This window comes from Dietzia sp. MNB45, assembly GCF_051994785.1.
In the GTDB taxonomy this organism is placed as follows: domain Bacteria; phylum Actinomycetota; class Actinomycetes; order Mycobacteriales; family Mycobacteriaceae; genus Dietzia; species Dietzia kunjamensis.
In genome coordinates, this window is the sequence record NZ_CP163397.1 from 928236 (window position 1) to 940897 (window position 12662).

Annotated in this window: 14 protein-coding genes; 8 read left to right on the forward strand and 6 right to left on the reverse strand. The window is 72.1% G+C overall.

All coding sequences use genetic code 11. The annotated features are described in order from the left end of the window. Nucleotides 1–2: 2 nt before the first annotated feature. Both AB5G72_RS04485 and AB5G72_RS04490 read right to left on the reverse strand, forming a co-directional pair. On the reverse strand, nt 3–362 hold the full coding sequence (locus AB5G72_RS04485; RefSeq protein ID WP_440221090.1) for a hypothetical protein: 360 nt from the start codon (nt 360–362) through the stop codon (nt 3–5). After that, a complete protein-coding gene (locus tag AB5G72_RS04490) occupies nt 359–1609 on the reverse strand; it encodes a PspC domain-containing protein (protein ID WP_440221091.1) in 1251 nt (416 codons plus the stop codon). The genes AB5G72_RS04485 and AB5G72_RS04490 overlap by 4 nt, the downstream gene beginning before the upstream one ends. A 90-nt stretch (nt 1610–1699) precedes the next feature. Between AB5G72_RS04490 and AB5G72_RS04495 the strand changes: the two genes are divergently transcribed. The 4 genes from AB5G72_RS04495 to AB5G72_RS04510 all read left to right on the forward strand — a co-directional run bounded on the left by AB5G72_RS04495 (nt 1700) and on the right by AB5G72_RS04510 (nt 5403). Further along, nucleotides 1700–2680, forward strand: a complete 981-nt coding sequence (locus AB5G72_RS04495; protein ID WP_119192262.1) for a mechanosensitive ion channel domain-containing protein — start codon at nt 1700–1702, stop codon at nt 2678–2680. 11 nt (nt 2681–2691) lie between these two features. Further along, nucleotides 2692–3963 (forward strand): ATP-binding protein, encoded by a 1272-nt coding sequence (locus AB5G72_RS04500; RefSeq protein ID WP_313313138.1) that lies wholly within the window; start codon nt 2692–2694, stop codon nt 3961–3963. Then, a complete protein-coding gene (locus AB5G72_RS04505; protein ID WP_440221092.1) occupies nt 3960–4703 on the forward strand; it encodes a LuxR C-terminal-related transcriptional regulator in 744 nt (247 codons plus the stop codon). Before AB5G72_RS04500 ends, AB5G72_RS04505 begins: the two co-directional genes overlap by 4 nt. Nucleotides 4704–4782: 79 nt before the next feature. Beyond that, entirely contained in the window at nt 4783–5403 is a 621-nt protein-coding gene (locus AB5G72_RS04510; RefSeq protein WP_096907330.1) for an SGNH/GDSL hydrolase family protein, read from the forward strand. Here AB5G72_RS04510 and AB5G72_RS04515 read toward each other — a convergent pair. Continuing rightward, nucleotides 5400–5801, reverse strand: a complete 402-nt coding sequence (locus AB5G72_RS04515; RefSeq protein ID WP_096905916.1) for a DUF6157 family protein — start codon at nt 5799–5801, stop codon at nt 5400–5402. The genes AB5G72_RS04510 and AB5G72_RS04515 overlap by 4 nt on opposite strands. Nucleotides 5802–5917: 116 nt before the next feature. On the opposite strand from AB5G72_RS04515, the gene AB5G72_RS04520 reads away from it, so the two are divergent. Then, nucleotides 5918–6061 carry a hypothetical protein gene (locus AB5G72_RS04520; RefSeq protein ID WP_167457923.1) on the forward strand — a complete coding sequence of 48 codons (144 nt, stop codon included), beginning with the start codon at nt 5918–5920 and terminating at the stop codon, nt 6059–6061. A gap of 1 nt (nt 6062) precedes the next feature. On the opposite strand, the gene AB5G72_RS04525 is transcribed toward AB5G72_RS04520, so the two are convergent. Beyond that, nucleotides 6063–7016: an L-lactate dehydrogenase gene (locus AB5G72_RS04525; protein WP_096905915.1), complete on the reverse strand. Its 954-nt coding sequence runs from the start codon at nt 7014–7016 to the stop codon at nt 6063–6065. An 83-nt stretch (nt 7017–7099) separates the two neighbouring features. Next, a complete protein-coding gene (locus AB5G72_RS04530) occupies nt 7100–8380 on the reverse strand; it encodes a DUF2254 domain-containing protein (protein WP_096905914.1) in 1281 nt (426 codons plus the stop codon). Between the two features lie 181 nt (nt 8381–8561). Between AB5G72_RS04530 and AB5G72_RS04535 the strand changes: the two genes are divergently transcribed. Next, on the forward strand, nt 8562–9323 hold the full coding sequence (locus AB5G72_RS04535) for a hypothetical protein (protein ID WP_440221465.1): 762 nt from the start codon (nt 8562–8564) through the stop codon (nt 9321–9323). Then, nucleotides 9320–10972: a DNA polymerase Y family protein gene (locus AB5G72_RS04540; RefSeq protein WP_132063537.1), complete on the forward strand. Its 1653-nt coding sequence runs from the start codon at nt 9320–9322 to the stop codon at nt 10970–10972. Before AB5G72_RS04535 ends, AB5G72_RS04540 begins: the two co-directional genes overlap by 4 nt. A gap of 32 nt (nt 10973–11004) precedes the next feature. On the opposite strand, the gene AB5G72_RS04545 is transcribed toward AB5G72_RS04540, so the two are convergent. Next, nucleotides 11005–11646, reverse strand: a complete 642-nt coding sequence (locus AB5G72_RS04545; protein ID WP_067712563.1) for an AMIN-like domain-containing (lipo)protein — start codon at nt 11644–11646, stop codon at nt 11005–11007. Between the two features lie 86 nt (nt 11647–11732). Here AB5G72_RS04545 and AB5G72_RS04550 point away from each other — a divergent pair, with 86 nt between their 5' ends. Next, nucleotides 11733–12656 carry a sucrase ferredoxin gene (locus AB5G72_RS04550; RefSeq protein WP_440221093.1) on the forward strand — a complete coding sequence of 308 codons (924 nt, stop codon included), beginning with the start codon at nt 11733–11735 and terminating at the stop codon, nt 12654–12656. Nucleotides 12657–12662 lie beyond the last annotated feature (6 nt).

Consider the following 12662-nt stretch of genomic DNA (forward strand, 5'->3'; position numbering starts at 1 on the left):
CGTCAGCGGCGGATGATCATCATCAGTCCCACGAGCACCGCCAGGACGAGTCCCGCGGCCAGCAACGCCGTCGGGGCGATCGCGGGCGCTCCCAGGATCGCCCACACCGCCACTCCCAGCGAGGTCACGCCGGCCAGGGCGAGCACCGGCGATCCGAACCGCCGGTGCTCCACCACCTCGACGGCGCCGGCCGGGGTGGTCGCGGGCTCGGGGGAGACCCCGAATCCGAGCGGTTCGGGTGTCGGGTATCCGGTGCCGTAGGGCAGCGGGTCGTACAGCTGCGGGTCGAACCGCGGCGACTGGTCGGGCGGGGCTCCCGCGGTGGAGTGGTGGCGGTCGTCTGCGGGCGTGTTCGTACTCATCGGGTGACCTTCACGCTTCCCATCTCGGTGGTGATGTCCAGGGTCAGGACCGGCCCGTCGGTGTCGGCGGGCGGGTCGGGGCAGTCGACGGAGCCGATGTCGGTCCGGCAGTCGGCCTGCACGGCGAGCCCGTCGGGCAGCAGCACCCGCACCTCACCGACCTGGTTGGTGATGCTGTAGCTGCGGTCGCGGTCCAGGTCGAGCTCGCGCATGTCGACGGTGACGGTGCCGACGTCGTGGGTGACCGGCGTGTCCAGTTGGGCGGGGGAGGTGATCTCCACCCGCTCGTCGCCGATGGTCTCCCAGCCACCCGCGGGGACCTGGACCGACAGGGCGAGCAGCACGAACCCGACGAGTGGTCCGGCCACCACGAGCAGCCCGTACCCGCGGCGGGTGACGGCGCCGACGAGCAGCCCGCCGGCCACCACCGCCAGGGCGATCGCGGCGATGCGCGTGGTGTCGAGCCAGGTGAATCCGCCCAGCGTCGACAACCCGGTGGCGACCGCGGTCGCGATGAGTGCCAGGCCGAGCGTGACCTTGGTCAGCCGCGACCGGGGCCGGGTCGGTTCGACCGGGGCGGGGGCGAGGCCGGGTTCGGGCAGGTCCCACGCGAACGGGGCGGCGCCGAGCGGATCCCACGAGGGCGGCACAGGGGGCCCGAAGGGGGCTCCGGGGCCGGAGCCGGGCTCCTGGGGAGCTCCGGTCGCGCGCCACGGTCCGGCGCCGGTGGCCGGGGCCCGGCCGCGCGACGCGTCGGGTCCGCGAGCGGCGGAGGGCCGCACCGCGGAGACCTCCGCCCACCCGGCGGGCGGTTCGGGGGTGCGCCGGTGCAGGCCGTACCAGCCGGCGAGCATCGCCGCGACCATGAGGAACCCGGCGCCGAGGAGGAGCGTCTCCCCGGAACCGCCGAAGGTGGGGGCGGACAGGAGGACGACGACGACGAGGACCACCGCGGTGACCTTGGAGCCCGACGCCCGGCCCTTCCCCAGGAGCGCCTCCCCGGAGGAGACCTCGTCGCCGGCGGAGCGCAGGAGCAGCCACATCAGGGCGTACAGGAACACGCCCGCCCCACCCCACAGTGCGGCGACGACGAACGCGACGCGGAAGAGGACCGGGTCGACGCCGTAGCGCCGACCGAAGCCGCCGCAGACGCCGGCGATCCTGGAATCGTCCGGCGTCCGGACGGGACGGGTCCGCCACAGGGAGCGGAGCTCTGACGGGAGGTCGTAGGTGTTCGTTCTGGACATGACCCCATCGTGCTCGGCGGGAGTCCGCGGCACATCGGGGTCCGACCCTGATTTCCGACCCCGAGGCCGTAGGGGAGGGAGGATGGCGGGATGGTCGACACCGTCATGGGTTTCCTGGGCTCCGACGAACAGCTGCGGCTCTTCGGGGTGACGCTGGTCGGGGTCAGCGGGCGGACCGTTCTCAAGGTGCTCCTCAGCATCCTGCTGTTCGTGCTGCTGTCGCTGTTCACGTCGATCTCGCGGGCGGTGATGCAGGCGATCACCGGGCCCGCCGGGTCCGCGTCGAGGTTCTGGACGAAGCAGAGTCTGCAGCTGTTCACCGCCGTCGTGGCCGTGCTGGCGCTCTTCTCCATCTGGGTGACCCCGGGAACCGACCTGACCGTGGGGGTCGGACTCGTCACCGCGGGCCTGGCGTTCGCGTTGCAGAAGGTGATCGCGAGTCTCGCGGGATACTTCGTCATCCTCCGGGGGAGGGTGTTCGCGGTCGGCGACCGGATCGCCGTGGGTGGGGTCCGGGGCGATGTGATGTCGCTCGGTTTCCTGCGCACGACCGTCATGGAGATGGGATCCCCGTCGTCGATGGCCGGCGCGGAGACCGGCAACTGGGTACCGAGCCGTCAGTTCACCGGCCGGGTGGTGACGGTGTCGAACGGCGTCATCTTCGACGAGGCGGTCTACAACTACACCCGCGGGTTCCCCTTCCTCTGGGAGGAACTGTCGCTCAAGCTGCCGTTCGACGTGGATCTCCGACGTGTCGACACCGTGTTCCACGCCTGCGCCGACCGGCACACGAGGGAGCTGAGCGACGAGGCGATGGCGAGCATGCAGCAGATGAGCCGCATGTACGCGGTCGATGTCCGGGAGTTCGGGCCGCAGGTGTTCGTCTCGCTGCAGGAGGACGGGATCCTCGCCACCGTCCGCTTCGTCGTGGGCAGTCACGGTGCGCGGTCGGTCAAGGACGCCATCTCCCGGGACCTGGTCGCCGGATTGCGGGAGGGGGGTGTCTCGCCGGCGAGCGTGGCCGTGGATATCCGGGTACTTCCCGATTCCCCTCGGGGCGATGATCTGTGACGATGGCGTCCATGAGTGAGAACGCGACCGATCCCGCGCCGGCCACCGCGGTCCGGTCGGCGTCCCCGGTCGCCGGACCACAGGCGCGGTCCGCCGCCGTGGCGACGACCGATTTCCGCTGGTACCCGCGGTTGACCCGCGGCAGCGACGGATCCGTGGTCGCGGGCGTGTGCGTGGGTCTGGCCGACCACCTCGGGGTGCGGGTCGTCCACGTGCGCCTGGTCATGGTTCTGCTGGCCACGCTCTCGGGCGCCGGCGTGGCCCTGTACTCGGCGCTGTGGGCGCTCACCCCGACGGGGCCCGCGTCGGCGGGCGCGGGCCGGGGCGACGAGCGCGAGCGCAGACGCGGCATGGCACTGGCCGTCGTGGCGGTGGCGGGCGCGGTGCTCTCGTTCATGGTGACCACCGCCACGGGACTGAGCGTCATCGTCCCCGTCCTCGTCGTGGCCCTGGGGGCCGGGCTGGTCTGGCAGCAGTACGACGGTGGGGGACGAGTCGCGCCGCGGTCGGTCTTCGACTGGGCCAGGGTCACCGCAGGGGCCACCCTCGTCGTCGTCGGGCTCGCCGTCGTGGTCCTCGGTCAGGTCGAGTTCGCCGCGCTGCGGTCGTCCCTCCTCGCGGTCGTGGCCACCCTCGTCGGCGTGGGACTGCTCAGCGTGCCGGTCGGACTGCGACTGTGGCGGTCCCTCGAGGAGGAGCGCGCGGCGCGGATCCGCGAGTCCGAACGCAGCGACATCGCCTCCCACCTGCACGATTCCGTCCTGCAGACCCTGGCACTCATCCAGAAGAGGTCCGATGACCCGGGCCAGGTGGCGCGGCTCGCCCGCCGGCAGGAACGGGAGCTCCGACAGTGGCTGTTCGGCGCCGGCTCCCGGATGTCCTCGGGCGCGGCGACCTTCGCGGGGGCGGTCGAGGTGATGGTCGGCGACGTCGAGGACGTCTACGGACTGCGGGTGGACCAGGTCGTGGTGGGTGGTGACGGCCCGGTCGGCGACGCCGGGGAGGCGGTCCTGGGCGCCGTCCGCGAGGCCCTGGTCAACGTCGCCAAGCACGCCGGCGTCGACACCGCCGACGTGTTCGTGGAGAACGACGGACGCACGCTCAGCGCGTTCGTCCGCGACCGCGGACGCGGCTTCGATCCCGATGCCGTGGGCGGCGACCGCCACGGGCTCGCGCAGTCCATCCGACACCGCGTGGAGAGCCGCGGTGGGACCGTGCGCGTGCGCAGTACGCTCGGGCGCGGGACGGAGATCGGGATCGAGATGCCGCTGGAGGACGAATGACGGACGGGCCGCAGGACGGGTCGGAGGAGTCGGCGGCGGTGGGCGGCGGGATGTGCCGGGTCTTCCTCGTGGACGACCACGCGGTGTTCCGCAGCGGGGTCCGTGCCGAACTCGCCGGACAGTCGACCATCGAGGTCGTCGGCGAGGCGGGCTCCGTCGCCGAGGCCGTGACCGGCATCGACCGGGCGCGTCCCGACGTGGTGCTGCTCGACGTGCACATGCCCGACGGCGGTGGCGTGGCCGTGCTGCGGTCGGTGCTGGGGGCCGACCCGGGCGGCGTGGCCGATCCCGCCCGCGCCCCGGAACCGACCTTCCTCGCGCTGAGCGTCTCCGACGCCGCCGAGGACGTGATCGCCGTGATCCGGGCCGGCGCGCGCGGCTACGTCACCAAGACCATCACCGGCGAGGACCTGGCCGACGCCGTGTGTCGGGTCGCCGACGGGGATGCCGTCTTCTCCCCGCGACTGGCCGGGTTCGTGCTGGACGCGTTCGCCCGCGCCTCCCCGGGCCCCGCCGATCGTGGCGAGCCCGTCCACGACCCCGAGGTCGACTCGCTCACCCCGCGTGAGAAGGAGGTGCTGCGGCTGCTGGCCCGCGGCTACACCTACAAGGAGATCGCCGAGGAGTTGTTCATCTCGGTCAAGACGGTGGAGACCCACGCCTCCAACGTCCTCCGCAAGACCCAGCAGTCCAACCGGCACGCGCTGACCCGCTGGGCGCAGTCCCGGCACCTGGACTGATCCCCGCGACCGGCCGGCCGGAGTGGCTTCTCGCCCGGGTCGGCTCCGCGCACCCACCCGGACCGATAGCGTGACCGGGATGAGCGAACCGCGCGACCTGCCCGTGTGCATCATCGGTGACTCGTTCGTGGCCGGATACGGCGATGACACGGGCCGCGGGTGGACCGCGCACCTGATCGAGGCCGGCCCCGCGGCCGGTGTGCACATCCACGCCGCGGTCGCCGGGATCGGCGGGGACACCTCCGAGATGATCCTGGCCCGCTGGGACGAGGTCGATCGTCGGCGGGCCGCGTTCCCCACGACCGCGGTGATCGCGGAGTTCGGCGTCAACGACGTCATGGAGCACGAGGGTGCGTTGCGCGTCGACGAGGCGGGTACCGTCGCGGCGCTGCGCGGAATGATCGACCGGGCGCCCGAGGGGCGGTTCCTCGTGGTGGGGCCGCCGCCGGTGGTGTGGGACGAGGTCAACGAGCGGATCGCCGCCCGGGCCGAGACCATGGCGCAGGTGTGCGACGAGGCCGGGGTGCCGTTCGTGCCGACCTTCGACGTGCTGCTGGCGGGTGGTCAGTGGATGCGCGAGGTCGCCGCCGGCGATGGCGCCCACCCCGGGCCCGGCGGGTACGAACAGTTCGGCCAGGTGATCTCCGGTCCTGTGCTCGAGTGGTTGCGTCTCCTGCCGGATGTCGAGCCGGGTTACTAACGGGAACTCTTCATGGCGGCCCTGACCGTCACCGTCGGGTCCGCCTCGAGCTCGGCCACGCGCGTCGAGTCCATCGGCAGCAGCGCGATGCGCCCGTCGGAGTCGAAGTGCAGCGCCCAGCCGTAGGTCTTGGCCAGCGGGGAGGTGCGCAGGCACGGTTGGCCCGTGGAGAAGAACCGTTCGCGTTCTGCTGCGCGGTCGACCTCGGCTATGTCCTTGCGCTGGCAGTACACGTCGAATATCAGGTCATCGCTCGTCCACCTGTAGTCCTCGCCCGAGAGTCGTTCGTACTGCAGCTCGGCGACCGACCCCTTCCCGGAGGGCGGGGCGGTCGCCGCCACGGCCCTGGTGTCCGGGGCGGGCAGGATCAGGGTGTCGGTGTAGTGGGTGGTGTGCATTGTGCGCCTCTGTTCCTGTAGCGGTCCCGGGTGTCCGGTTGTCCCGGCGGTGAGGTGATGGTCTCCGGTAACCTGATTCTCGTCGTACGCCCCGTACGGCGGCAGGAGGATGAATCATGACGAGTCCGCAGAACCCTGACCGTGTCGGCGAGCATTCCGAGGAGCCCGCGGACAAGGCCCGGTACGACCACGACGACGCGGTCGCCGACGAGTGGGGTGACGAGTCCTTCCCGGCCAGTGATCCCCCCGGTGCGCTCTGAGTCAGCGCAGGATCTCGAACTGTTCGGACACCGCCCGCAGTGCACTCGCGCTGCGGGCGAACTGTTCGCGTTCGGTGGTGTCGAGCTCCAGCTCCACCACCCGCTGGACGCCGGTCCGCCCGATCACCGCGGGCACCCCGATGAAGATCCCGTCCTGGTCGTACTCGCCCCGCAGCAGGGTGGAGACCGGTAGCGAGACCTGCTCGTTGCGCAGCACCGCCCGGGTGATGCGGGCCAGCCCCATCCCGATGCCGTAGCTGGTGGACCCCTTCGAGTCGATGATCCGGTAGGCGGCGTCCCGGGTCTCGTCGAAGATCTGCGTCAGACGTTCCCGCTTGGCCGGGTCGCCCGCCAGGTCGCGGCGCAGCGGCACCCCGGAGACGTTGGCGGAGGAGAAGACCGGCAGCTCGGTGTCGCCGTGTTCCCCGATGATCGAGGCGTGCACGCTCATCGGCGCCACGTCGTAGTACTGGCCCAGCATGAACCGGAAACGCGCCGAGTCGAGGATCGTGCCGGAGCCGATGACCTGCGCGGCGGGGAGCCCGGAGTAGCGCCACGACGCCTGGGTGAGGATGTCGACGGGATTGGTGGCCACCAGCAGGATGCCGTCGAACCCGGTCGCCATGACGTCACCGACGATGTTCTCGAACAGCGTCATGTTCTTGCCCACGAGGTCGATGCGGGTCTCGCCGGGTTTCTGGGCTGCGCCGGCGCAGATGACCACCATGGTGGCGTCGGTGCAGTCGGCATAGGTGCCCTCGGTGACGAGGGTGGGGGAGGGCGCCCACACGACCCCGTGGTTGAGGTCCATGACCTCTCCGAGGAGTTTGTCGTGGTCGATGTCGATGATGGTCAGATGGTCGGCCAGCCCCTGGTTGACGAGCGCGTAGGCGTAGGCGATACCCACGTCCCCGGCGCCGATGAGCACGATGCGATTCCCGACGGAGGCCTTCATGCCCGCAAGGGTAGAGGCGTGGGGTCGCCGCCCGGAGGGTATCGGAGGAACGTCGGTGGGCCCTGCCGTCCGGCTCGGCCCCGCTATCCGGCGGCGTCCAGTACGGCGCGGTGACGACGCTCGATGGTGATCCGGTCGTCGGCGTTGCGGGTGGCTTCGAGGGCGTCGTCACGGAGCTTCGTGGCGTGGTGGGTGAGGACCGCACGACGGTCGGGGTCATCGAGGACCTGCGTCGCGACGGCGAGGACGTCGAGAATCCTGATGCTGACCGCTGGCGCACCCGCACCGTACTGCCGCATCTGGTCGAACATCGTGGCGACGAGGCCGGCGAAGTCGGAGGTCGCCACGACGAGGCGGACCTCCCCGTCCCTGGCGTGCACCCCGGTCGGCCATTCCCTGTCCTCGAGGGTGCACAGGGCGTCCCCGAAGCGGTCCACGACGTCGACGGCGGTGAACGGGTCGTTGGTCCCGGGGCTCAGGGCACGCGTGCCCACCTCGGCGAGTAGACGGACGGCGTGCTCGACATCCTGGTCGCGGGTACGGGATTCACCGACCGTGAGGGCGGGCATGATGCCCTCGGGCAGGGTGGGGACGGCCTCGGCCACGGGGGAGTTCGGATAGAGATAATCCCCGGGTCGCACGAGGAGCCGGATCGTCGTCCCGGTCTCGACGGCGAGTTCGACGAGCCGCCCGTGGTCGACGAGCTGCAGGTAGCCGCCCTTCTCCACGAGGAGAGTCTCCGCGTCCGCCCAGAACTCCTCCTCTGGTGGGGGCAGCACATCGCGGTCCGGATCCGTCAGTTCGGTGGCGGTGAGCAGGGAGGAACGTAGATCCGTGGTGAGGAGGTTCACGACGCGGGTGGTGTTGATCGACCCGGTGACGTGGCCGATGAAGTACACGAGTGCGCTGATGCACCCGAGCGCCAGGATGAGGGCGAGGGTGACGTTGTACTGGGGGACGAACGGGGTCCCCTCGTCGCCACCGGTGACCGTGCGGAGGCTGTAGAGGCTGAAGGCGAAGGTGGAGATGAAGACGCCCAGTGTGATCTGGTTGCCGCGGTCCTCGGTGAAGTTCTGGAGCAGGCGCGGCCCCATGGTGCCGGCGGCGTAGGAGAGGGCGGCGATGGTGATGGAGAAGACGGTGCCGCCGACGCCGATCGAGCTGCTCGCCACGGCGGCGAGGATGCTCCGGGAGCCCTCCACGCCGCCGCCGTAGATCCAGGAGGCCGCCTCGTCACTCGTGCCCGGGTTGGTGGACAACCACGCCCCCAGGTGGGCGAGGCCCAACGCGACGAGGGTCATCACGGCGGGGAGAAACCAGAAGCGGCGGCTGATCTGTCGGAGTCGGAAGCGTAGTCCGGCCATGGCTGTCCTCTCTGTGGTGGACACAGCGTAGCCGGTGGGTCCGACGGTGAAGCGCGTTCCGGCCTGTCGAACAGGTGTTCTTGCGCGATGTCGTACCCGTGGTGTTCACTGATCGCGTACTCGAAAAGCCATTCGATCAATGGTCTGTCCGGCGTGTCGGACCCGGTGGGAGGTGGGGATGATGGTAGTGGCGACGTCACCTGTCGACCTGTCCGGCCTCGGCCGGGAGGAGCGTGTCACGGAGCTGCGTCGCCGCCTGGCCGCGATGCCCGGCGGCGGTGCACCCGCCGCGGTTCGCGCCCAGGCCCCGGCAGGGCCGGCTTCGGTCGTCTCTGCGCCCTCTGCTCCGGCTGCCCCGGCTGCCCCCGTTGCCCCCGTTGCCCCCGCGGAAGCGGCGGAGATCGCGGTTCCCGGAGTCGCGGTTCCGGGGTCGGTGGCGCCCCTGTTGCCGGGTGGGGTGCTGCCCGCGGGCCGCGTCACGGCGGTGTCCGGCAGCGCCACCCTACGGGTGGGGTTGCTCGCCGCGGCCACGGCCGCCGGTGCCAGGTGTGCGGTGGTCGGATGGCCGGAGCTCGGCGTGGCCGCGGTGGCCGAGCAGGGAGGTCGACTGGACTGTCTGGCGCTGGTCCCGGATCCCGGCCCGGATCCCGCAGCGGTGGTGTCCGTCCTGCTCGACGGGCTGGACCTGGTCTTGCTGGGGCCTGGTGTGGCCCCGGTCGCCCCGTCCCGTGCGCGGGTGCTGGCGGGGCGGGTCCGAGCCGCTGGCGCGGTGTTGCTCGTGGGCGCCGGGTGGCCCGGGGCGGAGCTGACACTGGCGGGGCGGCACTGCCGCTACGGCGGACTGGGTGCGGGCGCGGGTCGGCTGGCCTCGGTCTCCACGGTGGTGCGCTGTTCCGGCCGGGCGGCACCCGCCCGGACCGCGGAATGGGTGGCGGCGGGATGAGCGCCCGGGTCATGGCGGTGTGGTGCCCGGACTGGCCGACGGTCGCGGCGGCACGGGCCGAGGGGCACGGGCTGCATCTTCCGTTGGCGGTCGTCGGGCCCCGGGGGGTGCTCGCGTGCAACGCCGTCGCCCGCGCGGTGGGGGTGCGTCGTGGTCTGCGCCGGCGTGAGGCGCAGTTCCGCTGTCCCGAACTCGTGGTGGTCGCGGCCGACCCGGCCCGGGACGCCGCGTGGTTCGAGCCCGTGGTGCAGGCGCTCGATGCCGTCGTCCCGGGTATCGAGGTGCTGCGCCCCGGACTGTTCGTGTTCTCCGCAGCGGGTGCCCTGCGCTTCCACGGTGGGGTCGAACAGGTCGTCACCCGCGTCGTCGACGCGGTGGCGGCCGCCGGCGCGGAGTGTCAGGTGGGCCTCGCGGACGAATTGCCCACGGCCGTGCTCGGGGCCCGCGGTTCGGCACTGCTGGAACCAGGTGGGGACGCTGACTACCTGGCCGGATTGCCTGTGGACGCACTCGTGGTGGAACCCGCGTTGGGGGACCCCGAGGTGCTGTCCGAGTTGGTCGGGTTGCTGCACCGCCTCGGCGTGCGGACGCTCGGCGACTTCGCCGCGCTACCGCCGCGTGATGTGGCCACCCGCTTCGGGGAGGGGGGTGCGGTGGCGCACCGTATCGCCCGCGCCGTCCCGTGGCGTCCGCCCTCGGTGTCCGCGGTGCCCACGGGGTCGGCGGTCGAGCACCGGTGCGACCCGCCACTGGAGCGTGTCGACGAGGCCGCGTTCCTCGGCCGGCGGCTGGCGGGGGAGTTGCACGCCGTGCTCGCCGCGTCCGGCGTCTCGTGCCTGCGTCTGTCCATCACCGCCCGGGTGGAGGGCGGTACGGAGGTCAACCGGGTGTGGCGGTGCTCATCGCCCCTCACCCCGGAGGGCACCGCCGATCGGCTCCGCTGGCAACTCGAGGGTTGGCTCACCGGGACCGCGATCGCCGGTGGGGCCGGGGGCGCGGTCACCGCCCTCGTCCTGGAACCGGTGGAGGTGGTCCCCGCCGGCCGCGTACAGGAGGGGCTCTGGGGCGAGGCCGGGCTCGCGGAGGCCCGCGTCCACCGCGCACTGGTGCGGGTCCAGGGTCTGCTCGGGCCCGAGGCGGTCCGTGTGCCCGTGGAAGTGGGTGGCCGCGGGCCGGCCGAGCGGGTGCGGTCACTGCCGTACGGTGACGCCCCGGCCGAGCCCGCCGCTCAGGGGCCGTGGCCGGGGGCGCTGCCCGCCCCCTCGCCGTCGGTGGTGTGGCCGGGGCCGGGCTACCGGTTGGAGATCCGCGAGAGCGGCGACCCGGGAGCCGCCGTCGCGGCGCGGGTGGCCCTCGTCAGGGGAGTCGTGCTGCGCAGTGCAGCCGGAGATGTCGTGGGGGTGACCCCGCGGGGTCTGCTCAGCGGCAGGCCTGCCGCGGTCGAGGTGGGCGGTCGCCGTTGCGCGCTGCTCGGCTGGTCACGGCCGTGGCCGATCGACGAGGCCTGGTGGGAGCCGACGCCCGACGGCGAGCCTCGCCGCCCTCGGGCCCGCATACAGGTCGTCCCCGAGCGTGCGGCGGCATTGCTGCTCTGCGGCGTGCTCGGGGACGAACAGGGGAACTGGATCGTGGAAGGAGTCTACGAATGAGCCGTTCGCGGATGAGGCGCCCCCGGCGCGGCTCAGCGCTCGATGTCGACCACCAGGCGGGTCGGGTTCTGCAGCAGGAAGGCGGAGAATGCCCGGTCCGAGCCCTCGAGGCCGATCACGGACTGCGCCTGCCCCTCGAACTGTCCCGTGAACGCCACGCCCGCCACCCCGGTCGCGTCGTCGCCGGCCACGGTGCCCACGGGGACCTCCTCCATGCCGGTCTGGGTGGGCAGGACCTGGCCGCCGATCGTCACCTGCAGGAAGGAGTCGCCCGGCACTTCCACCGGAAAGCCGCTGCCCTGCTGGGCCGGGCTGTCCACATAGTCCACGGAATAGCTCGGGGTCCCGCGGCCGTCGAGTTCGAAGACCACACGGTCCTTGCCCTGGAAATTGCCCATGCGGATCTCGGATACCACCAGTTCTGCGCGTCCGGCGGCAGCGTCCGCCTCCTCGCGCTTGGGGGCGGAGTCCGTCGGGCCGGCGGTGGGGTCGGCGGCCTCGGTCTCCTCCGGCGCCAGAGCCTGCGCCAGGGCGGCCGGGGAGGATCCCGCAGTGGTCGTCTGGCTGGTGGCGGGGGCGTCGGTCGAGGTGTCGGCCCCGCAGCCCGCCATGGCCAGGGACGCGGCGGCGGTCAGGGCGGCGGCCGCTGCGAGGCGGCGATGTCGGGTACGCATGGCCCCAGCTTAAGTCCCTCTCATCACTTTTGTCCCACGAGGTGGCTACAGTTACACCACGTCGCGCGGTGGGGCACCATGGGGGCGTGTCAGTCATCGATCCCACCCCACTCACTGCCTGGTGTTCCCTCCAGTCGGCCGATGAGCCGCCAGCCGGTACCGCGGCCCACGAGGAATCGTGGGTCCTGTTGGAGGTTCCCGCGCGCTGGGGACGCGATATCTTCGACGGCGAAGCCCTGGGCGAGGAGCTGTCCGAGCGACTCAAGGAACATGTCTCGGCCTGCGGATCCCGGATGCTCTTCATCCGGCGCCCGGGCCGCGAGGGCCAACGCATCGACCGTCACCGTTTCTACCTGTGCGACACCAGGCCCGGCCGGCGGAGTATCCGGGTCGGCCGTGTCGACCGTCCCGCGGACATGCTCGACCTGGACCTCTCGCCCGGTGGGCACGTGGCGGGTACCCGCGAGATCTCGGCCCCGGTGCCGCTGGTGTGCACCCACGCCAAGCGTGACCAGTGCTGTGCGGTCCGGGGGCGTCCGGTCGTGGCCGAACTGGATGAGCTGGTCGGAGCCCGCCTGTCCGCGCTCGATCCGGACGCCGCGGTGTGGGAGTGCTCCCACACCGGCGGGCACCGCTTCGCCCCGGTCCTGCTGCTCCCCGGCACCGGCTATACCTACGGACCCGCGGAGGCGGATCTCGCGGCCCGCATCGTCGAGGCCGAACTGGACGGTCGGGTCGTCACCGAGCACCTGCGGGGTCGCAGCACGTGGGCGCCGGCCGGGCAGGTGGCAGAGGTCGCCGTCCGGGAGTCCGGCGTGGAGGCGGGGATCGACGATCTCATCGTCGACGTCGACCCGGATGACCCGCTCGTGGTCGTCGTCCGGCACACCGACGGACGCGACTGGCGGGTCGAGGCAGGGAAGCGACCGCTCCCGCCACGCCAGCAGAGTTGCCGCAAGCCCGCCGGCGAGGCCTCGGCGTGGGTCGTGGAGTCCCTCACCCTGCTCTGAATCGAC